The 22715-nt window shown below is 71.1% G+C and carries 24 protein-coding genes; 16 read left to right on the top strand and 8 right to left on the bottom strand.

Annotated elements, in window-relative coordinates:
* The first annotated feature begins 28 nt into the window (after positions 1-28).
* From OHU34_RS22760 to pstB, 11 genes are all read left to right on the top strand, one after another.
* A complete protein-coding gene (locus OHU34_RS22760; RefSeq protein WP_230195336.1) occupies positions 29-523 on the top strand; it encodes a GntR family transcriptional regulator in 495 nt (164 codons plus the stop codon).
* Positions 520-1461, top strand: a complete 942-nt coding sequence (locus tag OHU34_RS22755) for an ABC transporter ATP-binding protein (protein WP_405768031.1) — start codon at positions 520-522, stop codon at positions 1459-1461. Before OHU34_RS22760 ends, OHU34_RS22755 begins: the two co-directional genes overlap by 4 nt.
* Positions 1458-2486 carry an ABC transporter permease gene (locus OHU34_RS22750; RefSeq protein ID WP_142264988.1) on the top strand — a complete coding sequence of 343 codons (1029 nt, stop codon included), beginning with the start codon at positions 1458-1460 and terminating at the stop codon, positions 2484-2486. The genes OHU34_RS22755 and OHU34_RS22750 overlap by 4 nt, the downstream gene beginning before the upstream one ends.
* Positions 2483-3508 (top strand): hypothetical protein, encoded by a 1026-nt coding sequence (locus tag OHU34_RS22745; protein ID WP_142264989.1) that lies wholly within the window; start codon positions 2483-2485, stop codon positions 3506-3508. Before OHU34_RS22750 ends, OHU34_RS22745 begins: the two co-directional genes overlap by 4 nt.
* Before the next feature lie 472 nt (positions 3509-3980).
* Positions 3981-6212, top strand: a complete 2232-nt coding sequence (locus OHU34_RS22740; protein WP_200839724.1) for an RNA degradosome polyphosphate kinase — start codon at positions 3981-3983, stop codon at positions 6210-6212.
* Entirely contained in the window at positions 6193-7350 is a 1158-nt protein-coding gene (locus OHU34_RS22735; RefSeq protein ID WP_405768028.1) for a CHAD domain-containing protein, read from the top strand. The genes OHU34_RS22740 and OHU34_RS22735 overlap by 20 nt, the downstream gene beginning before the upstream one ends.
* A gap of 22 nt (positions 7351-7372) precedes the next feature.
* On the top strand, positions 7373-7804 hold the full coding sequence (locus OHU34_RS22730) for an NUDIX hydrolase (protein ID WP_142264992.1): 432 nt from the start codon (positions 7373-7375) through the stop codon (positions 7802-7804).
* 257 nt (positions 7805-8061) lie between these two features.
* A complete protein-coding gene (gene pstS / locus OHU34_RS22725) occupies positions 8062-9189 on the top strand; it encodes a phosphate ABC transporter substrate-binding protein PstS (protein WP_142264993.1) in 1128 nt (375 codons plus the stop codon).
* 144 nt (positions 9190-9333) lie between these two features.
* Positions 9334-10353 (top strand): phosphate ABC transporter permease subunit PstC, encoded by a 1020-nt coding sequence (gene pstC, locus OHU34_RS22720; protein WP_028807380.1) that lies wholly within the window; start codon positions 9334-9336, stop codon positions 10351-10353.
* On the top strand, positions 10350-11414 hold the full coding sequence (gene pstA / locus OHU34_RS22715) for a phosphate ABC transporter permease PstA (protein WP_142264994.1): 1065 nt from the start codon (positions 10350-10352) through the stop codon (positions 11412-11414). The genes pstC and pstA overlap by 4 nt, the downstream gene beginning before the upstream one ends.
* 67 nt (positions 11415-11481) lie before the next feature.
* Entirely contained in the window at positions 11482-12258 is a 777-nt protein-coding gene (pstB, locus tag OHU34_RS22710; protein ID WP_020133102.1) for a phosphate ABC transporter ATP-binding protein PstB, read from the top strand.
* A 362-nt stretch (positions 12259-12620) separates the two neighbouring features.
* On the opposite strand, the gene OHU34_RS22705 is transcribed toward pstB, so the two are convergent.
* Together OHU34_RS22705 and OHU34_RS22700 are read right to left on the bottom strand one after the other, a co-directional pair.
* Entirely contained in the window at positions 12621-13619 is a 999-nt protein-coding gene (locus OHU34_RS22705) for an inorganic phosphate transporter (RefSeq protein ID WP_020133063.1), read from the bottom strand.
* Positions 13620-13626: 7 nt separating this feature from the next.
* A complete protein-coding gene (locus tag OHU34_RS22700) occupies positions 13627-14247 on the bottom strand; it encodes a DUF47 domain-containing protein (protein WP_057579445.1) in 621 nt (206 codons plus the stop codon).
* A gap of 230 nt (positions 14248-14477) precedes the next feature.
* Here OHU34_RS22700 and OHU34_RS22695 point away from each other — a divergent pair, with 230 nt between their 5' ends.
* Positions 14478-14828 carry a metal-sensitive transcriptional regulator gene (locus OHU34_RS22695; protein WP_142264995.1) on the top strand — a complete coding sequence of 117 codons (351 nt, stop codon included), beginning with the start codon at positions 14478-14480 and terminating at the stop codon, positions 14826-14828.
* 129 nt (positions 14829-14957) lie between these two features.
* Here the strand turns inward: OHU34_RS22695 and OHU34_RS22690 are convergent, their stop codons facing one another.
* Both OHU34_RS22690 and OHU34_RS22685 read right to left on the bottom strand, forming a co-directional pair.
* Positions 14958-15128, bottom strand: a complete 171-nt coding sequence (locus OHU34_RS22690; protein WP_200839725.1) for a hypothetical protein — start codon at positions 15126-15128, stop codon at positions 14958-14960.
* A gap of 151 nt (positions 15129-15279) precedes the next feature.
* A complete protein-coding gene (locus OHU34_RS22685) occupies positions 15280-16116 on the bottom strand; it encodes a hypothetical protein (RefSeq protein WP_142264996.1) in 837 nt (278 codons plus the stop codon).
* A gap of 142 nt (positions 16117-16258) precedes the next feature.
* Between OHU34_RS22685 and OHU34_RS22680 the strand changes: the two genes are divergently transcribed.
* Positions 16259-16429 (top strand): hypothetical protein, encoded by a 171-nt coding sequence (locus OHU34_RS22680; protein ID WP_160159984.1) that lies wholly within the window; start codon positions 16259-16261, stop codon positions 16427-16429.
* Positions 16430-16678: 249 nt separating this feature from the next.
* Positions 16679-18235, top strand: a complete 1557-nt coding sequence (locus OHU34_RS22675) for an FAD-binding oxidoreductase (RefSeq protein ID WP_142264997.1) — start codon at positions 16679-16681, stop codon at positions 18233-18235.
* A gap of 9 nt (positions 18236-18244) precedes the next feature.
* Here OHU34_RS22675 and OHU34_RS22670 read toward each other — a convergent pair whose 3' ends face one another.
* Together OHU34_RS22670 and OHU34_RS22665 are read right to left on the bottom strand one after the other, a co-directional pair.
* On the bottom strand, positions 18245-18955 hold the full coding sequence (locus OHU34_RS22670; protein WP_142264998.1) for a phosphatase PAP2 family protein: 711 nt from the start codon (positions 18953-18955) through the stop codon (positions 18245-18247).
* A gap of 167 nt (positions 18956-19122) precedes the next feature.
* Positions 19123-20130, bottom strand: a complete 1008-nt coding sequence (locus OHU34_RS22665) for a bifunctional lytic transglycosylase/C40 family peptidase (RefSeq protein ID WP_142264999.1) — start codon at positions 20128-20130, stop codon at positions 19123-19125.
* Positions 20131-20539: 409 nt separating this feature from the next.
* Between OHU34_RS22665 and OHU34_RS22660 the strand changes: the two genes are divergently transcribed.
* Complete coding sequence (locus OHU34_RS22660) at positions 20540-21223, top strand: carbonic anhydrase (protein ID WP_405772331.1); 684 nt, start codon at positions 20540-20542, stop codon at positions 21221-21223.
* Between the two features lie 4 nt (positions 21224-21227).
* Here the strand turns inward: OHU34_RS22660 and OHU34_RS22655 are convergent, their stop codons facing one another.
* Complete coding sequence (locus tag OHU34_RS22655; RefSeq protein ID WP_142265001.1) at positions 21228-21980, bottom strand: serine protease; 753 nt, start codon at positions 21978-21980, stop codon at positions 21228-21230.
* 115 nt (positions 21981-22095) lie between these two features.
* On the opposite strand from OHU34_RS22655, the gene OHU34_RS22650 reads away from it, so the two are divergent.
* A complete protein-coding gene (locus OHU34_RS22650) occupies positions 22096-22350 on the top strand; it encodes a DUF397 domain-containing protein (RefSeq protein ID WP_142265002.1) in 255 nt (84 codons plus the stop codon).
* Between the two features lie 64 nt (positions 22351-22414).
* On the opposite strand, the gene OHU34_RS22645 is transcribed toward OHU34_RS22650, so the two are convergent.
* Positions 22415-22585 (bottom strand): hydrophobic protein, encoded by a 171-nt coding sequence (locus OHU34_RS22645; RefSeq protein WP_142265003.1) that lies wholly within the window; start codon positions 22583-22585, stop codon positions 22415-22417.
* Positions 22586-22715 lie beyond the last annotated feature (130 nt).

Genomic DNA, 22715 nt, shown 5'->3' with positions numbered 1-22715 from the left:
ACTCAATTAGTGAAAGGGTGGTTGTCCAGTGGTCGAATACCGCATCGACCGGCACAGCGGCGTGGCCACCTACGTCCAGATCGTCCAGCAGACGAAGCAGGCCCTGCGCCTGGGCGTGCTGCAGGCCGGCGACAAGCTGCCCACGGCCCGCGAGGTCGTCGAGGCGACAGCCATCAACCCGAACACCGTGCTGAAGGCGTACCGCGAGCTGGAGCGCGACGGGCTGGTGGAGGCCCGGCGCGGCGTCGGCACCTTCGTGCGGCGCGGGCTGAACACCACCCCGGCCGACTCGCCCCTGCGCGCGGAGCTGGACGCCTGGGCCGTCCGGGCCCGGGAGGCCGCACTGGACCGCGACGACGTCGCCGCGCTCTTCACCGCCGTACTCGACGAGCACTTCGCCGTGCCGGACCCGAACGGCCGAACCGACCGGCACAGCCGAACAGACCGGCCCGACGGGCCCGCCCGGCACAGCCGAACAGACATGCACGACCGGCACGACCTGAATCCTGGAGACCCTTCATGACCGACACCGCCATGGCGGCAACCGCGCTCGGCAAGCGCTTCGGCCGGCGCGGGGGCTGGGCGCTGCGCGAGTGCACGTTCCGCCTCCCCGCCGGGCGCGTCTGTGCCGTCGTCGGCCCCAACGGCGCGGGCAAGTCCACGCTGCTCGCCCTCGCCGCCGGCCTGCTGGCCCCCACCGAGGGCAGGGTCACCGTCCTCGGCACGGATCCCGCGTCCGCACGCGCGCGTGTCGGCTACGTCGCCCAGGACAAGCCGCTGTACCCCCAACTCTCCGTCGCCGAGACCCTGCGCGTGGGCGCCGATCTCAACCCGGGGCGCTGGGACGCCGAGACCGCCGAACGGATCGTCTCCGCGGGCGATCTCGACCCCAGGAAGAAGATCCGCGCACTCTCCGGCGGCCAGCGCACCCGGGTCGCGCTCGCCCTGGCCCTCGGCAAGCGGCCCGAGCTGCTCCTCCTCGACGAACCGATGGCCGACCTCGACCCGCTGGCCCGGCACGAGCTGATGGGCACCCTGATGGCGCGGGCGGCGCAGTACGGCACGACGATCGTGATGTCGTCGCACGTGGTCGCCGAGCTGGAGGACTCCTGCGACCACCTGCTCCTTGTCGGCGGCGGCCGGGTGCGCCTCGCCGGTGAGATCGACGACCTGCTCGCCGCCCACACGCGCGTGAGCACCGCCACGGGCTCCACCGGGCCCACCCTCGTGGACGGCTCCCCGGACAGCGCCCCGGGCGGCCTGCCGGAACTGGCCCCGCACACGGTCGTCGAGTCCCGGGTCACCGGCCGCCAGCTCACCGCCCTGGTGCGCCCCGCGGGCCGGCTCCCCGACGACTGGCGCACCTCGACGCCCTCCCTGGAGGAGCTGGTGCTCGCCTATCTGCGCAACCCGCAGGCCGCCCCGCTCACCCCGGCCGAGCCCGAGGAGGCCGCCGTATGACCGCACTCGCCCTGTCTCCGGACGCATCGAAGACCACCGGGCACGCCCCCGGAGCCGGCTGGCTGTTCCGCCTGCACCGGCCCGCCCTGTACGTCTGGATCGGCATCGTCGCCGTCCTCGCCGCCGGCCTGGTGTGGCTGTGGGGTCCGCTGACCGATTCGTCGGCCGCGGCCTGGCGGGAGTACAACGAGTTCTGCCTCAAGCGTGGTTCCTGCCACTACGACCCGGATGCGATCGTCCGCCACAAGGACGTGTACGGGTACACGACCGGCGCACTGACCGCGCTCCCCTTCGTGGTCGCCGCCTGGGCGGGCGCCGCCCTGTTCGGCCGCGAACTGGAGCACGGCACCGCGCAGCTCGCCTGGACGCAGGGCCTGTCCCCGGCCCGCTGGCTGGCCACCAAGCTGATCGTGCCCACGGTCCTGGTCACCGCGGGCACCGGCCTGCTGGTCACGCTGCACCGCCTGATGTGGTCGGCGGGCGACGGCCGTATCGACACCGCCAAGAGCTGGTACGACAACCTCACCCTGCACACCAACGGCCCCACCACCGTCGCCTTCGCCCTGACCGGCCTGGCCGGCGGCGCCCTCGGGGGCGTGCTGCTGCGCCGTACGCTGCCCGCGCTGGCGTTCGCCCTCACCGGCGTCGCCGCCACGCGGTTCCTCGCCGACCAGCTCATGCCGCACCTGTGGCCGGCCGTCACCCGCGTCACCAGCCTTGACGACGGCTACCGGGGCTCGGGCCTCGGCGTCGACTCGGGCCTGGTCACCGCCACCGGCGCGCACATAGCCGACCCCGGCTGCGGGCCGACCTCCGTCTCCTCCACCTGCAAGACGGTCTACGACGAGCTCGACGCCACCGGCTTCTACACGACCTACCACCCCGAGTCGCACTACTGGCCGCTCCAGCTGACCACGACCGCCCTCGTGGTGGCCGTGGCCGCCGCCCTCGCCGTGGCCGCGTTCGTCCTGCTCAAGCGCGCCACCGCCACCCCCACGCGCGGCGGCACGGAGGCCTCCGTATGACCGCCGTCGCCGCCGAGACGCCCACGTCCCCCAGGCCGGCCCGCGGCAGCGGCGTGGACGGCCGTACCGCCTGGGGCACCGCCCGCACCGTGCTGCGCCTGCACCGCACCGCCCTCCTCGTCTGGGCGGCTGTCGTCCTGGCCCTGAGCGGCTGGCTGGTGTGGCTCACCGAGGACGCCGTCAAGGAGGAACTCGCGGCCTGGGAGTCCTGTCAGCGGGCGGGCCAGGACCTGTGCGACATGTCGGTCGGCTGGGTCGGCTACAGCCAGTCGCTCAACTGGGTCGGCCTGCTGATCTCCTACAGCTTCCTCGCCGTGGCCGCCTTCGCGGGCGGCGCGCTGATCGGCCGCGAGCTGGAGAACGGCACCGCGCGCCTCGCCTGGTCCCAGGGCATCACCCCCGTCCGCTGGCTCACCGCCAAGCTCGCCGTTCCCGCGCTCGCCCTGACCGCCGGCGCCACCGTGCTGGTCCTGGTGTACCGCTGGGCCTGGGGCGCCCACCGCACCCTGACGGACAACGGGTGGATGAGCGACGACGCCTACCTCTCACGAGGACCGGCCGGCCTCGCGTACATCCTCTGCGCGCTCGCCCTCGGCGTGCTCACCGCGCTCCTGCTGCGCCGCGCGCTGCCCGCACTGGCCGTCTCCGTCGCGGCGAGCGGGCTGCTCGCCTTCGTCGTGGCGCAGTACCGCGGCTCCTTCTGGCCGACCGTCACCCGCACCTCGACGGCGACCGCCGTCGACCTCCCGGACAACGCCTGGGAGCTGGAGAACGGCCTGCTGATCCATGGACGGCACACCCCGGACGTCGGCTACTGGATCTGCGACGGCACGGCCGCCGAAGCGCGGCGCTGCCTCGACGACCTGGGCGTCACCGGCTCCTACACGACCTACCACCCCGAGTCGCACTACTGGCCGCTCCAGCTCGTGGAGACCGGCGTCGTCCTGGCCGTCGCCGCACTCGTCACCGCCGCCGCGTTCCTCCTCCTGCGCCGCCGCACGGCCACCGCCTCCGCGGCCTGATCCGGCCCCCTGCCTCCATACCCACACCCCGGGCCCCGGGGTGTGGGTATGGAGGTCCCTCCACGGGGGGAGGGACCCCACCCGACACGGCACACACCACGCCCCGCCGCACGACTCACCCCACGGGCACCCGGCAGCACACCCCGCCGCCAGGACCGCCCGCACACGGCGACCAGCCCGCGCCGCCGCAGCCCGCCGCCCGGCCGCCGCCGACACGTCCTCCCCGGCAGTCCGTCCGCCCACCGCCCGGCGCTCCACGACATCGACCCCCGCGAGCCGCCCCCCGCTATCCCGCACGCCATGTCGCCGTAACCATCGGTTCAGACGACCTTGCGACGCTCGGCGAATGAAGCCCGCCGTGCCCGAGCCTTCGCCGCCTCCCGGGGGAAATCAGCCCCACGGAGGTCCCCACGCGATCCCGCCCGCACGTTCCGACGCGCCTGTCACGCTCCTGGCGCGGAAGAATGGGTCCATGAGCCAGTCAGACGCCCAGGCCGAGGTCCAGCACGCGCAGCCCTCCGTGGGCTCCATAGCCGCGCACCGCCCGCACACCGTCTCCGCCGTGGTCTCCGATCTCGAGCCCGACATCGACGCCGACCTCGACACCTACGAGGAGGCACCGTACGACGGCCCACAGCTGCCGCAGGGCCGCTTCCTCGACCGGGAGCGCAGCTGGCTCGCGTTCAACGAACGCGTTCTCGAACTCGCCGAGGACCCGAACACGCCCCTCCTCGAGCGGGCCAACTTCCTCGCCATCTTCGCCAGCAACCTGGACGAGTTCTTCATGGTCCGGGTGGCCGGTCTGAAGCGCCGGATCGCCACCGGGGTCGCCACCCGTTCGGCCTCCGGTCTCCAGCCGCGCGAGGTGCTGGAGATGATCTGGGCCCGCTCGCGCGAGCTCATGGCCCGGCACGCCGCGACCTATCACGAGGACATCGCCCCCGCCCTCGCGGAGGAGGGCATCCACCTGGTCCGCTGGGGCGAGCTGACGGAGAAGGAGCAGGCGCGCCTGTTCACGCTCTTCCGGCACCAGATCTTCCCCGTGCTGACCCCGCTCGCCGTCGACCCCGCGCACCCCTTCCCGTACATCTCGGGTCTCTCGCTCAACCTCGCGGTCGTCGTGCGCAACCCCGTCAGCGGCCACAAGCACTTCGCGCGCGTCAAGGTGCCGCCGCTGCTGTCCCGCTTCCTGGAGAGCTCCCCCGGCCGCTACGTCCCCATCGAGGACGTCATCGGCGCCCACCTGGAGGAGCTCTTCCCGGGCATGGAGGTCCTTGAGCACCACGCCTTCCGGCTCACCCGCAACGAGGACCTCGAGGTCGAGGAGGACGACGCCGAGAACCTCCTCCAGGCCCTGGAGAAGGAGCTCATGCGGCGCCGCTTCGGGCCGCCGGTGCGCCTGGAGGTCGAGGAGTCCATCGACCGCGAGGTGCTCGACCTGCTGGTGCGCGAGCTGAAGATCAGCGAGGCCGAGGTCTACCCGCTGCCGGGCCCGCTCGACCTCACCGGTCTCTTCCGCATCCACGGTCTCGACCGGCCCGAGCTGAAGTACAAGAAGTTCATCGCCGGCACCCACCGCGACCTCGCCGAGGTCGAGTCGGCGTCCCCGCCGGACATCTTCGCGGCCCTGCGCAGCCGGGACGTCCTGCTGCATCACCCGTACGACTCCTTCTCGACGTCCGTGCAGGCGTTCCTGGAGCAGGCGGCGCTGGACCCGGACGTCCTCGCCATCAAGCAGACCCTGTACCGGACCTCGGGCGACTCCCCGATAGTCGACGCGCTCATCGAGGCCGCCGAGTCCGGCAAGCAGGTCCTCGTCCTGGTCGAGATCAAGGCCCGCTTCGACGAGCACGCCAACATCAAGTGGGCGCGCAAGCTGGAGGAGTCCGGCTGCCACGTCGTCTACGGCCTCGTCGGCCTGAAGACGCACTGCAAGCTGTCGCTGGTGGTCCGTCAGGAGGGCGACACGCTACGGCGCTACTGCCACGTCGGCACCGGCAACTACCACCCGAAGACGGCCCGGCTCTACGAGGACCTCGGCCTGCTCACCGCCGACCCGCAGGTCGGCGCGGACCTCTCCGACCTCTTCAACCGGCTCTCCGGATACTCCCGCCGCGAGACCTACCGCCGTCTCCTCGTCGCCCCCAAGTCCCTGCGGGACGGTCTGATCGCCCGCATCGACAAGGAGATCCAGCACCACCGCGCGGGACGGCCCGCGCACGTCCGCATCAAGGTCAACTCGATCGTCGACGAGGCACTCATCGACTCCCTCTACCGCGCGTCCCAGGCGGGCGTCCAGGTCGACGTGTGGGTGCGCGGCATCTGCGCGGTGCGCCCGGGCGTGCCGGGCCTGTCGGACAACATCCGGGTCCGCTCCATCCTCGGCCGGTTCCTGGAGCACTCGCGGGTCTTCGGCTTCGGCAACGGCGGGGAGCCCGAGGTGTGGATCGGCAGCGCCGACATGATGCACCGCAACCTCGACCGCCGTATCGAGGCCCTGGTCAGGGTTACCGACCCGGCCCACCGGGCGTCCCTGAACCGGTTCCTGGAAACGGGCATGTCCGACTCCACCGCCTCCTGGCACCTCGGCCCCGACGGCGAGTGGATCCGGCACTCGCACGACGCGGACGGCGCGCCCCTGCGCAACGTCCAGGAGATGCTCATAGACGCCCGGAGGCGCCGGCGTGGCACAGCGACACCATGACCTGACGGACCCCACGGCCGGGCCCGTGTCCACCGGAGACGCCCTCGCGGGCTATCTCCGGGGCCAGGCCACGGAGTTCCTCCGCGCGCTGCGCCTGCACCGGGAGACGGGCGGCGCCGTGCCGAACGGCTCGTCGAGCGCCTCGACGGGTGGTCCGGCGAGCGCGGAGGTGCGCGTCGACGCGGTGCGCGCCCTGCGCCGCTCGGCCCGTCGGATCAGCGGCAGCCTGCACACCTTCCGCCCGCTCCTCGAACCCGAGTGGTCGGAGGGGATCCGCCCCGAACTGGCCTGGCTGTCCGGCACGTTGGCCCTGGAGCATGCGTACGGGGCCCGCCTGGAGCGGCTGCTGCTGGCGCTGAACCGGCTGTCGGGCGCGGCGCCGGTACCCGGCCAACCGGTCGGCTCGGCGGGCCCGGCGCTCCCGGGCCCGGCGTTCCCGGGCCCGGCGTTCCCGGGCCCGGCGTTCCCGGGCCCGGCCGACCGGGCCGCCGTCCATCCGGCCACCCCCGACCGCGGCAACCTCACCGTGGGCGCGGCGAAGGCGGGCGCCCTCCTGGACCGCCAGCTCACCCTCGCCCGCACCCGGGCCCACTCCACCGCCCTCCAGGCCCTCGGCTCCTCCCGCTTCCACGCCGTCGCGGACAAGGTCGCCGTCCTCGCCAGCGAGGTCCCGCTCACCCCCACCGCGCCGGCCACCGACCTTCGCCCCCTGGCCGGCGCGGCCGAGGAGCGCCTCGCCGACGCGGTCACCGCGCTGCCGCTCGTCACCGCAGGCAGCCCGTACAACGCGGAGGCCCTGATCCACGGCCTCTCCCCGGACCCGGCCCCGCACCCGCAGGACGCGCCCTGGCACCAGGTCCGCCTGCTGCTGCGGCTGCACCGCTACGCCGGCGAGGTCGTGCACGGCCGAAGCACTCCGCAGGACGTCCGCCTGCTCGCGGCGGGCGAGGCGCTCGACCGGCACCGCGACGCCTCGGAGGCGTCCTCCGCCGCGGCCCAGGCGGCCCGCACCCCCCGGATCGCGCCGGCGACGGCGTACGCGCTCGGCGTGCTGCACGCGGACCAGCGGCATGAGGTGGAGGCCGCGCGGTACGCGTTCCAGCGGTCGTGGCAGAAGCAGACCATCGGCGCACCCTGAACGGACAGGTGGTGAGGACCAGGTGAGCACCGCGGACAACCCCGAGGACTTCCCCGTCCAGGCGGCGGGCTGTGTGCTGTGGCGCCGCTCACCGGCGGACGGCGGGCTGGAACTCTGTCTGGTCCACCGCCCCAAGTACGACGACTGGTCGCACCCCAAGGGCAAGCTGAAACGCGCCGAGGACCCGCTCGCGGCGGCCCTGCGGGAGGTTCACGAGGAGACGGGCTACCGGGCGGTGCCCGGGACCCGGCTGCCGACCGTGGACTACGAGGCGAACGGCCGCCCCAAGCAGGTCCGCTACTGGGCGGCCGAGGCCGTGTCGGGCGTGTTCGCCCCGAACGACGAGGTGGACCGCCTCCTCTGGCTCCCTCCGCCGGCCGCCCGGGACCGGCTCACCCAGCCGAGGGACCGCACCCTCGTGGACGCCCTGCTGCACGTCCTGCACCTGGCATAACGGGTGGGCGGAACCGGTCGGCCGCCGGAATCGTCTCGTGTCCTCGACGTGAGCGTTCCGTGACCTAACCGCACCGTCCCCAGGGGTTCACCCCCCGTTCACTCGCGCCCGTAGGCGCCTTCACCTGTTCTGCCTAATTTCGGCCTTACGCGGTGCGGTGCGCGACCCCGGTGGTCGTGTCCGTGCCGAGCAGACTTCTGCATACTCCGCACGCCGCCGGAATTCAGGACGGCGGCTCCTGGAAGGATCTTCCTCAAGTGAAGCTTCAGCGCATGAACCGGCGGGCTCTCTCCCTCGGTGCTCTCGCCGTCTCCGGCGCCCTGGCCCTCACGGCGTGCGGCTCCGACGACACCGGCTCCAGCACCGGCAGCAGCTCCTCCGCCACCGCGGCCGCCGGTTCCATCAAGTGTGACGACGCCAAGGGCCAGCTGCTGGCCGACGGCTCCTCCGCGCAGAAGAACGCGATCGACGCGTGGGTCAAGAACTTCACCCAGGCCTGCTCGGGCGTCCAGGTGAACTACAAGGGCTCCGGCTCCGGCGCCGGTGTCACCGCGTTCACGCAGGGCCAGGTCGCCTTCGCCGGCTCGGACTCCGCGCTCAAGCCCGAGGACGTCACCGCGTCCAAGGCGGTCTGCTCCGGCGGCCAGGGCATCGACCTGCCGATGGTGGCCGGTCCGATCGCCGTCGCCTTCAACATCTCGGGCGTGGACGACCTGACGCTGGACGCCGCGACGATCGCCAAGATCTTCGACGGCAAGATCACCAACTGGAACGACGCCGCGATCGCCAAGCTCAACCCCGACGCCAAGCTGCCCGACCTGAAGATCCAGCCGTACCACCGCTCGGACGAGTCCGGCACCACGGACAACTTCACCAAGTACCTGATCGCCGCCGCCCCGGACAACTGGAAGTACGAGGGCGGCAAGGCCTGGCAGGCCAAGGGCGGCCAGGCCGCGGCCGGCTCCTCCGGTGTCGCCCAGGGCGTCAAGCAGACCAACGGCGCGATCGGCTACATGGAGCTGTCGTACGCCAAGGACGGTCTGGGCACCGTCGCCGTCGACACGGGCGCCTCGGCCCCGGTCAAGGCCTCCTCCGACGGCGCCACCAAGGCCGTCGCCGCCGCGCAGGTCGTCGGCACCGGCAGCGACCTGTCGCTGAAGCTGGACTACAACACCAAGGCCGAGGGCGCCTACCCGCTCACCCTGGTCACCTACGAGATCGCCTGCGACAAGGGCAACAAGGCCGCCACCCTGCCGGCCGCCAAGGCGTTCCTGCGCTACATCGCCAGCGAGGACGGCCAGGGCATCCTGTCGGGCATCGACTACGCGCCGATCCCCGACGCCATCATCACCAAGGTCCGCACCACCATCGAGGGCCTGAGCTGATCCCAGCGGTGCGGTCCGGCATCCGGGGAAACCCGGTCCGGACCGCACCCGTCCGGTGCACCGCCGCCAGGGGCCGTCCGCAACCCGGCCCCACCCGAGCCGCCCCCACACCCGCAGAGGCGGCTCCGCAGACCGGAGACCTCCATGGACATATCGACACAGAACACAGACACGGACGACACCCCGCCCCCTACCGCCCCGCCGGCCGTGACCGCCGAGCAGAAGCGCGCGGCGCGCGGTGCCACCCGACCCGGTGACCGGATCTTCCTCGCCCTGTCCCGCGGCTCGGGCATCTTCCTGTTGGTGATCATGGCCGCGATCGCGGTCTTCCTCACCTACCGGGCGTACCTCGCCATCAGCAAGGACGACGCCAACTTCCTGACCACCTTCGAGTGGAACACCAGCCTCGTCCCGCCGAAGTTCGGCATCGCGGTCCTCGCCTTCGGCACGGTGGTCTCGTCGATCATCGCGATGGTCATCGCGGTCCCGATCGCCGTCGCGATCGCCCTCTTCATCACGCACTACGCCCCGCGCCGCATGAGCGGCCCCGTCGCGTACGTGATCGACCTGCTCGCCGCCGTCCCGTCCATCGTGTACGGCCTCTGGGGCGCCCTGGTCCTCGTACCGCACATGGACGGCCTGTTCGGCTGGCTGAACGACTACCTGGGCTGGACCGGCGTCTTCTCCTGGGACGACGGCGCCCCGCGCTCGATGCTCACGGTGGGCATCCTGCTGGCCGTGATGATCCTCCCGGTCATCACCAACGTCAGCCGCGAGGTCTTCCGCCAGGTCCCGCAGATGCACGAGGAGGCGGCCCTGGCGCTGGGCGCCACCCGCTGGGAGGTCATCCGCATGTCGGTGATCCCCTTCGGCCGCTCCGGAGTCATCTCGGCCTCGATGCTCGGCCTCGGCCGCGCGCTGGGCGAGACGATGGCGGTGGCCACCGTCCTCTCCCCCGACTTCGACATCCACGCCAGCCTCCTCAACCCCGGCGGCGGCACCTTCGCCCAGAACATCGCCAGCAAGTTCAACGAGGCGACCGAGTTCGGCCGGGACGCGCTCATCGCCTCCGGTCTGGTCCTGTTCGTCATCACCCTGCTGGTCAACGGCGCGGCACGCATGATCATCGCCCGCCGCAGCGAGTACTCGGGGGCCAACGCATGAGCCACGCAGCAGCAGTAGCCGACAAGTCCCCGAGCACGCTGCAAGGCGCCAGCCTGCCGCGGTGGTCCCCCTGGGCCATCGCAGCCGGCTCGCTCGCCCTCGCGCTCGTCATCGGCCTCGCCGGCGGCCTGGACAGCAAGGTCCAGTGGGGCCTGATCGCCGGCATCCTCTTCATCCTCGGCACCTTCGGCATCGCCGCGAAGGTGGAGGGCCGCCGCCAGGCGAAGGACCGGGTGGCGACGAGCCTGGTCTGGGTGGCGTTCCTCCTGGCCGTGGTCCCGCTGGTCTCCCTCCTGTGGACGACGATCCAGCGCGGCGTGAAGGTCCTGGACGTCTACTTCCTCACCCACTCGATGGGCGTGGTGGCGGACAGCGAGACCGGCGGCGGTATCTACCACGCGATCCTCGGCAGCCTGGAGCAGGTGGGCCTGGCGACCGCGATCGGTGCCCCGATCGGCATCCTGACGGCGATCTACCTGGTGGAGTACGGCCGGGGCGGCCTGGCCAAGTCGGTCACGTTCTTCGTCGACGTCATGACCGGCATCCCGTCGATCGTCGCGGGCCTGTTCATCCTCAGCCTGATGCTGATGCTCGACATGCAGCCCTTCGGCTTCGCGGGCTCCCTCGCGCTGGCGATCCTGATGATGCCGGTCGTCGTACGCTCAACAGAGGAAATGCTGAAGCTGGTCCCGAACGAGCTGCGTGAGGCGTCCCTCGCCCTGGGCGTCCCGAAGTGGCGCACGATCCTGAAGGTGGTAGTCCCGACCTCGATCGGCGGCATCATCACGGGCGTGATGCTGGCGATCGCCCGTATCGCGGGCGAAACGGCGCCGGTGCTCCTCCTCGTCTTCGGAAACCCGTTCATCAACGCCAACCCCTTCGAGGGTGCGCAGGCGTCGCTCCCGCTGTACATCTACCAGCAGTACTCACAGAGCGCGGGTTCGACAGCGGCCTACGACCGCGCCTGGGCGGCGTCGCTCACCCTGATCGCCTTCGTGATGATCCTCAACATGGTGGCCCGCGGCATCGCCCGCTGGAAGGCCCCGAAGACCGGTCGCTGAACAGCGATCCGCGGCTACCGCCGCGCACGGGCCCCCTCAGCGACTGACTGGAAGTGAAGTAGAAAAAATGGCGAAGCGAATCGACGTAAGCGGTCTGACCGCCTACTACGGATCCCACAAGGCGATCGAGGACATCTCGATGACGGTCGAACCGCGCTCGGTGACGGCCTTCATCGGCCCCTCCGGCTGCGGCAAGTCGACGTTCCTGCGCACGCTGAACCGGATGCACGAGGTGACGTCGGGCGGCCGGGTCGAGGGCAAGGTGCTCCTGGACGACGAGGACCTGTACGCCTCGGGCGTCGACCCCGTCTCGGTCCGCCGCGAGGTCGGCATGGTCTTCCAGCGCCCGAACCCGTTCCCCACCATGTCGATCTTCGACAACGTGGCCGCGGGCCTGCGCCTGAACGGCAGCTACAAGAAGTCCGAACTGGCGGACGTCGTCGAGAAGTCCCTCAAGGGCGCCAACCTCTGGAACGAGGTCAAGGACCGCCTCAACAAGCCCGGCTCGGGCCTGTCCGGCGGCCAGCAGCAGCGGCTGTGCATCGCCCGCGCCATCGCCGTGGAACCGAAGGTCCTCCTGATGGACGAGCCCTGCTCTGCCCTGGACCCCATCTCCACCCTGGCGATCGAGGACCTGATCGGCGAACTCAAGGAACGCTTCACGATCGTCATCGTGACGCACAACATGCAGCAGGCGGCGCGCGTCTCCGACCGCACGGCCTTCTTCAACCTGTCCGCCGTCGGTCAGCCCGGCAAGCTGATCGAGATCGACGACACGGAGCGCATCTTCTCCAACCCGTCGGTCCAGGCAACAGAGGACTACATCTCGGGCCGCTTCGGCTGACCCGACCCTGCCTCCCCCGACCCCTCGCGGTGCTGCATGGCGGTGCCACCGCGAGGACGCAAAGGGCCCGCCCCCCGACTCGGGGGGCGGGCCCACGTGTGCCTCCGGCGGTGGGGCGGGGAGATGGGGCGGAGCCCCCGGGGGCTGGGGCGGAGCCGCCAGAGGCGAGGGCGGAACCCCGCCGGGGTGCAGGGGACGCAGTCCCCGCCGGGGTGCAGGGGACGCAGTCCCCGCCGGGGTGCAGGGGACGCAGTCCCCGCCGGGGTGCAGGGGACGCAGTCCCCGCAAGGGGTCCGGGGCGCAGCCCCGTGGCGGAGGCCCTTCTCGCCACCCAGCCGGGCGGGTGGGTGGGCAAGCACCCCCTACAGGAACGCCACGTTCACAACCCAGAACGCGCACGCAGCAACAAACCCCGCCGCCGGCATCGTGATGAACCACCCGAGAACAATGTTCTTGGCGACACCCCACCGCACGGCATTGATCCGCTTCGTCGCCCCGACACCCATGATCGCCGAAGTGATCACATGCGTGGTCGAGATGGGCGCCTTGAACAGAAACGCCGTGGTGAACATGATCGACGCCCCGGTCGTCTCCGCGGCGAACCCCTGCGGCGGATCGAGTTCGATGATCTTCCGCCCGAGCGTTCGCATGATGCGCCACCCACCCGCATACGTCCCCAGCGAGAGCATCACCGCACAAGCGATCTTCACCCACACCGGAATCGGATCGTCGGCCCCCTGCACATCGCCGATGACGAGCGCCATCACCACGATGCCCATCGTCTTCTGCGCGTCCTGGAGACCATGCCCCAGCGCCATACCCGCGGCCGAAACCGTCTGGGCTATCCGGAAGCCCCGCTTGGCCTTGTGCGGGTTGGACCGGCGGAACATCCACAGAATGGCCGTCATCACCAGATAACCGACGACGAGCCCCACCACCGGTGAGACGAACATCGGGATGACGACCTTGTCGAGGACGCCGGACCAGATGACCTCCGTACCACCGGCGAGCGCCGCGCCCACCATGCCGCCGAACAACGCGTGCGAGGACGACGAAGGCAGCCCGAAGTACCAGGTGACCAGGTTCCAGACGATCGCCCCGACCAGCGCGGCGAAGAGGATCCCCATCCCCTTCGACCCGTCGGGCGTCTCGATCAGCCCCTTGCTGACGGTGTGCGCGACACCACTCCCGAGGAACGCGCCGGCGAGGTTCATCACCGCCGCCATCGCCAGCGCCGCCCGAGGCGTCAGCGCCCGGGTCGAAACGGACGTGGCAATAGCGTTCGCGGAGTCGTGAAAACCGTTCGTGTAAGTGAATCCGAGCGCGACGCCGATGGTCACGATCAGAGCAAAGGTGTCCATTAAGGGCTCAGGACTCCTTGACCGCGATGGTCTCCACCGTGTTGGCCACGTGCTCGAAGGCGTCGGCGGCCTCCTCCAGCACATCCACGATCTGCTTCAGCTTGAGCACCTCGATGGCCTCGTACTTGCCGTTGAAGAGATGCGCGAGAAGCTTGCGGTGGATCTGGTCGGCCTGGTTCTCGAGCCGGTTGACCTCGATCCAGTACTCGGTGAGGTTCTCCATCGTCCGCAGGTTCGGCATGGCCTCGGCCGTCAGCTCGGCCGCCCGCGCCAGCACCTCGATCTGCTGCTCGACGCCCTTGGGCAGTTCCTCGACGTTGTAGAGGACGACCAGGTCGACGGCCTCCTCCATGAAGTCCATGATGTCGTCGAGGGAAGACGCGAGGTTGTAGATGTCCTCGCGGTCGAAGGGCGTGATGAACGAGGAGTTCAGCTGGTGGAAGATCGCATGGGTGGCGTCGTCACCTGCGTGTTCCGCGGCCCGCATACGCTCTGCGATCTCGGCCCGGCCGGCGGGGTCCGCCCCGAGCAGTTCCATCAGGAGTTTCGAGCCCGTGACGATGTTGTCCGCGGATGCGGCGAACATGTCGTAGAAGCTCGTCTCCCTGGGGGTCAGACGAAAGCGCACGTGGGGTCCTCAGGATGCATCGGTTTCGGTCAGGCTGATGCTAGGCGCATCATCCGGCCACGGCTAATGGGCCGTCCACCAGTGTCGCCCATCGGACAGAGCGACCGGGAGGGGGGCGACCGACCGGTGAGCGGCCGGCGAAGTCCCTGCTCGGGCCGTATACCCAAGGAAGTTCGGTACGATATACCCAGTAGGGGTATATCTGCGAAGCCGGAGCGCTGGAGGACATGATGACGACCACAGAGGCCGCCGACCCCACCGCCGGGCCCGGCGTCGAGGCGGACCACGCACCCGGGGCGGTCCACGGCTACCACAAGCAGAAGGACGAGCACCTCAAACGCCTGCGCCGCATCGAGGGCCAGATCCGCGGCCTCCAGCGCATGGTCGACGAGGACACCTACTGCATCGACATACTCACCCAGGTGTCCGCCTCCACCAAGGCCCTGCAGTCGTTCGCGCTCCAGCTCCTGGAGGAACACCTGCGCCACTGCGTCGCCGACGCGGCGCTCCGGGGCGGCGACGAGATCGACGCGAAGGTGGAAGAGGCGACCAAGGCCATCGGCCGCCTGCTGCGCACCTGATCAGCGCCCCGCGCCAGGACCCGTCCCCGCCCCGGGGCCGCGCCCGGCCGCAGAGCCGCGCCCCGTCCCGGAACCTCTCCCGGTGCCGGCACCGGCCGCCGCCCCCGGGCTCACCCTCCGCGCGCGGACTCACCCCCCGGCCCGTTCCTCCCCCACCCTCAGCACCTGGTCGATGCTCTCGAGGCTGAGCCGTTCCTCACCGGCCGCCGAGGCGGCGATGATCAGCTCCCCGCACAGCTCGATCTCGGCGAGGGCCTCGTGGTCCTGAACTGCCGTACCGCCGCCCGGAGCCACGCGCATCACCTCGTCCCTGCCGTCACCGACTTCCTAGAGTAGGGAGCGCTATACACCGAGCGCATGGCACGGACGGGCTAGTCCTTGTGTCCACCCGGTGGCCGAAAATGCTCGCCCCGGCCCGCCCGGCACCGGCTCGTTCCGCACCGGCGCAGGCTCATTCCTCCGCGATCCGCCCCGCGTAGATGTCGTCGGCGGCCGGCAGCCGCACCTCGACGGGCGCCCCGAAGTCGTACAACAGGGTCGTGGAGGCCACCGCGACGGCCTCCTTCCGCTGCCCGTTCACAAAGCTGAACCGGTGCCGGACCTTGCGGATGCGCCCCTCGTCGTCGAGGTAGACGTCGAACGGCACCCGTGCCGTGGCGAACCCTTTCGCCGCCGCGCGCAGCGCATCCCGTCCGCCCGCCGAGGCGTCATCGGCGGCCACCGCCAGATCGGCGGTCCCGCGGTAGTGCCGCACCGCCGTCCCGGCCACCTCGCTCCTCCCCACGTACGTCGCCGTACGCGTCCCCCGCAGCACCTCGGCGGCGGCGAACGGATCGGTGGCCCCGCCGGTCACGAGGTTCCCGTCGGACAGGGTCGCCGTCTCCACCCGCACCCACTTGTCGTCCGGTACCCCGGCCCCCCGGTTCTTCATGAACAGGGCTCCGGGCGCGAGGAGTTCGGTGATGGGGCGGTGCTCACTGGTCCCGGCCGGATCCTGCGGCAGCAGCACCTTCAACTCACCGCGCTGCTTGCGGTAGTCGTACACCCCCTGGCCCCGGATGGTCACCCGGGTCCCGCCGGTGGCCATCTCCATGGACGTACGGGCCTTCGACGTGCCTGCCGCGACGAGGGTGTCGGCGGCCCGGTGCAGGGTCTCGACGGGGTCGGCCGCCCTGCCGTCCTCCGCGGCGGCCCCACCGGCGGAACACCCGGCGGCCCCCGCGCAGACCCCCGCCACGAGCCCCGAAAGGACCATCGCGCCCATCAGCCCGCGCCGCCGCTCCGCCATGGCCTGTGCACCCCCAACCGGTACGTCCGTCACGGACTTCCTGTCGTTCCGGATAACGACGGGTAAGTGCCGCCGTCACGCCGGTCCGTGGGCCTGCGACCGCCATGCGGGTTTACTGCCGATCCTGGGTAACGTTGTCTTTGTGACGCAGCAGGACGGATCGATCCACCCCCGCGCCGACGGGGAACACAGCACCACGACCGTCGAACAGGGCAGGTTCTGCCTCGCCCGCTGCACCTGCGGCTGGCGCGGCCCGGCCCGCAGGGCGAGAAGCCTGGCGAGAACCGACGGGGAGCTGCACACGGGCGGCTGACCGGCCGACATCCGCCGGCCGACACCTACCGGCCCGACACCTCGGCCCGATGCCTGTCGGCCGACCTACCGACCGACTCCGGCCGACCTACCGACCGACACCGACCGTCCGACCGTCCGACACCGCCCGACCGGCTGACGTCACCGTTCCGTCACCGCCGGACCCCGCTGGAACCTGTGGTCCCATGACCCCGTCTCGCTCCAAGAGGCGGCATGCAGCCGACGGGCGGCCGAGGGAAGGCGCAAGAACATGGAACGGCGTACGTTCATCGCGGGCGGCACGGCCGCCGTCGCGGCGGCAGCGACCGCGTGCAAGGCGAACGGCGGCGGTGCGGACGGCTCCGCCCCGGCCACCGGGGGCACCACCACGGCCCCCCTGACCACGACCAGCGTCGCCGCCCCCGCCAACTGGACCGCGCTCGCCCGCGACCTGGACGGCACCCTGGTCCGCCCCGGCGAGGCCTCCTGGGCCGCGGCCCGCCAGCTCTACAACACCCGCTTCGACAACCTCAAGCCGGCGGCGGTGGCGTACGTCGCCCACGCCGACGACATCCGCACGGTCCTGGCGTACGCCCGCGCCCACAGGATCAAGGCCGCGATCCGCAACGGCGGCCACTCCTACGGCGGCTGGTCCTCGGGCGACGGGCGGCTGATCGTCGACGTCTCCAAGCTGAACCGGGTCCGGGCGAGCGGCACTTCGGCCGTGGTCGGCGCGGGTTCGAAGCTGATCGACGTCTACCGGGCGCTCGCCGCGAAGGGCGTGACGATCCCGGCGGGCTCCTGTCCGACGGTCGGCGTCTCCGGTCTGGTGCTGGGCGGCGGCCACGGCGTCGTCTCCCGCGCCTACGGCCTGACCTGCGACAGCCTCACCCGGGCCACGATCATCACCGCGGACGGCAAGCAGCTCACCGCCGACGCGACGACGAACAAGGACCTGTTCTGGGCTCTGCGCGGAGCCGGCAACGGCAACTTCGGCATCGTCACGGAGCTGGAGTTCAAGACCCACCCCGCGCCCCAGGCGGTGACGGGCTACCTCACCTGGCCCTGGTCGAAGGCGGCCGCGGTGGTGAAGGCCTGGCAGGAGTGGGGACCGTCCCAGCCCGACGAGATCTGGTCCTCCCTGCACCTGGCGAACGCGACCGGCGGCACCCCCACCATCTCCGTGGCCGCGTTCTGCATCGGCACGTACGGCCAGCTCCAGAACGCGGTCGACCGCCTCGCGGACCGGGTGGGCGCCCCCGCGACGAACGTCTCGCTCCGCCGTCGTACGTACGAGGCGGCGATGGAGATCTACGCCGGCTGCTCGTCGTTCTCCTCCGACGCCCAGTGCCATCTGCCGGGCTCGACGCCGGGCCGCTCCCCGCAGGGCGCGCTGGGCCGGGAGACGTACGCGGCCCGCTCCGACTTCTTCGACGTCTCGCTCTCGGCGGCGGGCATCCAGACCCTCCTGCAGCAGATGAAGTCCGTGCAGGGCGGTTCGGGCAGCATCGCCCTCACCGCGTTGGGCGGCGCGGTGAACCGGGTCTCGCCGACGGCCACGGCGTTCGTCCACCGCCGCTCGCGCATGCTGGCCCAGTACATCGGGGCGTGGCGGGCGGGCACGGCGGGGACGGCGGCCCAGTCCTGGCTGAACACGGCACACAAGGCGATGGCCCCGTACGCCTCGGGCGCGGCCTATCAGAACTACGCGGACCCGACGCTCACGAACTGGCGCAAGGCGTACTACGGTGACGCGCTGCCGCGCCTGACCCGGCTGAAGAAGCAGTACGACCCCAACGGCTTCTTCAGCTACCCGCAAGCCCTCTGACGTGCTGCCCTAGGCCGCGAGATCCCGCTCCTCGGCGGCGACCTCGGGCCGCGCGCCGGGGATGAAGCCGTCCCGCTCGGCGACCCGGGCGGCCCGGCCGCGCACGACCCAGCCGACCCGGGGCGACCGGTCGACGGCCTTCAGCACCGGGGTGAGCAGCATGGAGGCGACGGGCGACAGCAGCAGGGCCACCGCGGTCCCGAGCGCGAACCCGCCGACGACGTCCGTCGGATAGTGCACACCCATGAAGATCCGACAGAACCCTTCGAGCAGGGCGATCCCTATCCCGACGAGCCCGAACCGGCGGTGGGCGACGAACAGCCCGACGGCCATGGCCATCGTGAGGGTGGCGTGGTCGCTCACGAAGGAGTAGTCGGTCTTGCCGGAGACGAGCACCTCCAGCCCCTCGTGGTCGAGGAAGGGCCGGGGCCGTTCCACGAATCCCCGTATGGGCACGTTCACCAGTACGGCGATACCGGCGGCGAGCGGCGCCCAGATCAGGGCGGCGATGGAGGACGCGGCCTCCTCGGTCCCGCCGGGCCGCCGCCGGACCCCCCACCAGCACCACACGATCAGCAGCACCATGGCGAGCAGCAGCCCGTACTCGCCCACGAACTCGACGGTCCGGTCGAGCCAGTGCGGAGCGTCCTTCGCCAGCCCGTTGATGTCATAGAGCAGGTCGACGTCAGGGTTCGACCCGGATTCGGCGAGTCCAGCCATGGTGCTGCGGCCCCTTCGTCTTGTTCTGCTCGGCACACCTCACATGCGCCCGTCCAACAGGAACGCACGGCCCCGGTTGATACGTTCCACTCTCCACTGAATGATCACGCAGACGTTATCGAAGAGAGACAGATCCCCGCAGCTCAGGGGCCGGGTGCGGGGGTCCTTCAGACGGTCGTGGGGAGCGCTTTCGCGCCATCTTCGGTGACGCGGGTGGCCCCGAAGTACTCGGCCGTGTCGATGGGGTCGAACCGGATGACGGCCCCGGTGTACGGCGCGTTGATCATGTACCCGCCCCCCACGTAGATCCCCACGTGGTGGATGGCCCGCGAGTTGTTCGGGTCGGTGGAGAAGAACACCAGGTCGCCCGGCAGCAACTCGCTCCGCTGCGGATGCGGCCCCGCGTTGTACTGGTCGTTGGCGACCCGCGGCAGCGTGATCCCGACGCTCTCGTAGGCGGCCTTGGACAGCCCGGAGCAGTCGAACCGTCCTCCCTGGTCAGCGGTGCCGTTGCCGCCCCAGAGGTAGGGCGTGCCGAGCTTCTTCTGGGCGTAGTAGATGGCCCCCGCGGCCTGCTCGGACGGATCCACCCGGCTGACCGGCGCGGCGAAGGACTCCGCCAGGGTCGTGATCGTCTTCACATAGTTCCGGGTCTCCTTGTACGGCGGCACCCCCCCGTACCTGATGACCGCGTAGGCACCCGCGTTGTACGAGGCGAGCATGTTGTGCGTGGCGTCCCCGGGGACGTCCTTCACGTACGAGGCGAGCTGGCAGTCGTAGGACGCGGCCGACGGAATCGCGTCATTCGGGTCCCAGACGTCGCGGTCGCCGTCGCCGTCGCCGTCGATGCCGTGCGTGGCCCAGGTGCCCGGGATGAACTGCGCTATCCCCTGCGCGGCGGCGGCGCTCTGCGCCCTCGGGTTGAACCCGCTCTCCTGGTAGAGCTGGGCGGCGAGCAGGGCGGGGTTGATGGCGGAGCACAGATTGCCCCACTTCTCCACGAGCGTCCGGTAGGCGGCGGGCACGGCGCCCTTGGCCAGTGCTCTGCCCGCACCGCCCACCCCGCTCGTGGCGCTCCCGCCGACGAGGTACACCCCGATGACGAGCGCCATCATGAAGGCGGCACCGGAACTGACGGCGGCGGCCGCCACGATCCATGTCTTACGCACCGTCAACCGCCCCTCGCCGCCCGGGATTCCGCCCCCGACAGTGTAGAGGCGGCTCCCGTGCCGCGGGGTGATCACGAACAAGGAGAAACCGCACGTGGCGGCCGCACGCCCCACGCGACACGCGCACCGCCCCGACTCACCTTCCATGCAAGGGGGTTGCGCGTCGAACGGAACGCCTCATCCGGTCAGGAGGGGGCGTCGGGCCCCACCTTCCCGGGCGTCACGGTCGGGTCTCGCGTAAAGGGCGGCCCTGTGACGGCTCAAGCGCCCACCATCGAACGGCCTCGGATTGCCCATCGATCGCCATGATCGGGCAACGCGGGCACCGGACTTCGGGCTCGGACATACGTTCCACCCCGTGATCACCGACGACACCTCCCCCACCACCGCCCGCCGCGCCCTGCTGCGCGGTGGCATGGCCGGGGCCGTGGCCCTGGGCGGCGCGGCCCTCGGCACCGCCCCCGCGTCCGCCGCCACGTCCGCGCCCGGCGCCGGTCCCCGCACCACGCCGCGCCCCGGTACGGCCGAGGCGGCCTTGCGGGAACTGGCGGCCGGCAACCGCCGCTGGCGCACCTTCCGCGAGCGGCACCCGGACGAGACACCGGCCGTCCGAAGGAGCCTGACGACCGGTCAGCAGCCCTTCGCCCTCGTCCTCGGCTGCATCGACTCCCGTGTGCCGCCCGAGCTGGTCTTCGATCAGGGGCTGGGCGATCTGATGACCGTCCGCAGCGCGGGCGAGGTCCTGGACGAGGCCGTGCTCGGCAGCGTCGCGTACGGCGTGCTCGAACTGGACATACCCCTGGTCGTGGTCCTCGGCCACCAGTCGTGCGGAGCCGTGAAGGCGACCGTCCAGGCGGACCTCACCGGCACGAGTCTGCCCCGGCACATCCAGTACGTGGCCGACCAGATCACCCCGTACATCGACCGGACCAAGGAGGGCGACGCCCGCGTCGACTCGACCATCGACGCCAACACACGAGCCGTCCGCTCCCGCCTCGCCGCCGAACCCGACCTGGCGGCGCGGATCTCCGCCGGCGAGCTGGCCGTCGTCGGCGCGCGCTACGAGCTGACCACCCAGCTCGTCCACCGCATCGCGTGACGCCTCAGGGGCCGGAGGCCGCGTCCCGGTAGAGCTCCGCGGCCTCCGGCCCCAGGACCACGCTGTACGAGATGTCGGCCGTCGCCCCGCCCTGTTCGTGCCCGCCGAGGACGCCGACCACCTCCCCGTCGCCGTTCACCCAGGGGCTGCCGCTGGTTCCGCCGGTGAGGTCGGGGCAGTCGATGCGCTGCTGGGTGGAGTTGTGGGCGGTGGGCCGGTTCGTGCAGCGGACCGGCACCTCGAGGGAGTCGGGGTAGCCGGTGACGGTCACGGCGGTCGCCCCGGTGGTGGTACGCGTCGCGAACCGGTTGCCGCCGACCACGTCCTCGACGTCCTCGCCGCCCCGCTCGTCGAGGACGGCGAAGGCCACATCGCTGTCCTCGTCCTGCCCCTGCGCCCACCCGTCGGGCAGGAAGACCCGCTCGACCCGCCAGATCCCGTAGGGGGCCCTGCCGTCCCGGTATCCGGGGGCGAAGGCGAGCTCGCCCGCCCCGCCGAGGCAGTGCGCGGCGGTGACGATCAGGTCGCCGTGCGGACTGTGCACCACGGAAGCGGTGCAGAAGTGCTCACCGGCGAGTCTGCCCGCGTGGGCGTCCACGTCGGCGGCGGCGAACAGCGCACCGACCCGCTCCGACTGCGCCGTGGCCGCCGCGACGGCCGTCACCCCCAGGGGCCCGGGTCCACCGTCGGCGGCCGCCTCGGAGGCGGAGGTGACGGCCAGCAGGACGACCGCACCGAGCAGGGCGTTTCGCTTCATCGGGTTCACTGTGTCCCACGAAGGTGAGAGAAACGTCAGACGCATGGTTCTCCTACGACGCTACCCGCACTCCACCCACGGCACCTTTCCACCGGGGCGGGGATACGGTGGGCGGGTGGCTGACATCCCCTCCGACCTCATCTGGACCCGCGCGGCCCCTCCGGACGCGACCGGGCCCGGCCCCTGGATCGAGATCGCCTTCGGCGAGGGAGACGACGGCGAGGCTCCCGTCTACCTCCGAGAGACCAGTGACCCGGAGAACGTCGTCACGACGAACCGCAGAAAGTGGGACGCGTTCGTGCTGGGCGTTCAGGCAGGGGAATTCGACCATTTCGTCGAGGGTGTACTGGAAAACGACAGGACCGAATAGCGCGGCGGTATACCGAAGGGCCCCGTGGCAATGACCGACGGGGCCCTTCGTACCGGTGATCTGTCTACCAGCGGTACCAGCGGCCCTTCCGGCCACCATGTCCTGCAGGGCGGACCACGAAGCCCACCAGCCAGACCGCCAGCACGATGACGGCGATCCACCACAGGGCCTTGATGGCGAAGCCGGCACCGAAAAGGATGAGCGCGAGAAGCAGAACAACAAGCAGGGGAACCATGATTATCAACCTCCGCTGATTCAAGTGCCCCACGAAATCCCCTTCACGCCCTCAAATCTTCCATGTATATCTGCGGGATTCCCGGGAATACGGTTGGCCCGAATACGGCCGACGTCACAGAAGCAACGTC

It is taken from the genome of Streptomyces sp. NBC_00080 (genome assembly GCF_045041255.1).
Classification (GTDB): Bacteria; Actinomycetota; Actinomycetes; order Streptomycetales; family Streptomycetaceae; genus Streptomyces; species Streptomyces coriariae.
Note: the sequence above shows the minus strand (reverse complement) of the source record. Positions and strands in the feature narration are given on the sequence as shown.

Bases quoted from the DNA above. Each gene is read 5' to 3' on its own strand.
- OHU34_RS22755 (WP_405768031.1), top strand. From the start codon at position 520: ATGACCGACACCGCCATGGCGGCAACCGCGCTCGGCAAGCGCTTCGGC.
- OHU34_RS22750 (WP_142264988.1), top strand. From the start codon at position 1,458: ATGACCGCACTCGCCCTGTCTCCGGACGCATCGAAGACCACCGGGCAC.
- OHU34_RS22745 (WP_142264989.1), top strand. From the start codon at position 2,483: ATGACCGCCGTCGCCGCCGAGACGCCCACGTCCCCCAGGCCGGCCCGC.
- OHU34_RS22740 (WP_200839724.1), top strand. From the start codon at position 3,981: ATGAGCCAGTCAGACGCCCAGGCCGAGGTCCAGCACGCGCAGCCCTCC.
- pstC (WP_028807380.1), top strand. From the start codon at position 9,334: ATGGACATATCGACACAGAACACAGACACGGACGACACCCCGCCCCCT.
- pstA (WP_142264994.1), top strand. From the start codon at position 10,350: ATGAGCCACGCAGCAGCAGTAGCCGACAAGTCCCCGAGCACGCTGCAA.
- pstB (WP_020133102.1), top strand. From the start codon at position 11,482: ATGGCGAAGCGAATCGACGTAAGCGGTCTGACCGCCTACTACGGATCC.
- OHU34_RS22705 (WP_020133063.1), bottom strand. From the start codon at position 13,619: ATGGACACCTTTGCTCTGATCGTGACCATCGGCGTCGCGCTCGGATTC.
- OHU34_RS22695 (WP_142264995.1), top strand. From the start codon at position 14,478: ATGACGACCACAGAGGCCGCCGACCCCACCGCCGGGCCCGGCGTCGAG.
- OHU34_RS22690 (WP_200839725.1), bottom strand. From the start codon at position 15,128: ATGCGCGTGGCTCCGGGCGGCGGTACGGCAGTTCAGGACCACGAGGCC.
- OHU34_RS22685 (WP_142264996.1), bottom strand. From the start codon at position 16,116: ATGGCGGAGCGGCGGCGCGGGCTGATGGGCGCGATGGTCCTTTCGGGG.
- OHU34_RS22675 (WP_142264997.1), top strand. From the start codon at position 16,679: ATGGAACGGCGTACGTTCATCGCGGGCGGCACGGCCGCCGTCGCGGCG.
- OHU34_RS22670 (WP_142264998.1), bottom strand. From the start codon at position 18,955: ATGGCTGGACTCGCCGAATCCGGGTCGAACCCTGACGTCGACCTGCTC.
- OHU34_RS22660 (WP_405772331.1), top strand. From the start codon at position 20,540: ATGGCCGGGGCCGTGGCCCTGGGCGGCGCGGCCCTCGGCACCGCCCCC.
- OHU34_RS22655 (WP_142265001.1), bottom strand. From the start codon at position 21,980: ATGAAGCGAAACGCCCTGCTCGGTGCGGTCGTCCTGCTGGCCGTCACC.
- OHU34_RS22645 (WP_142265003.1), bottom strand. From the start codon at position 22,585: ATGGTTCCCCTGCTTGTTGTTCTGCTTCTCGCGCTCATCCTTTTCGGT.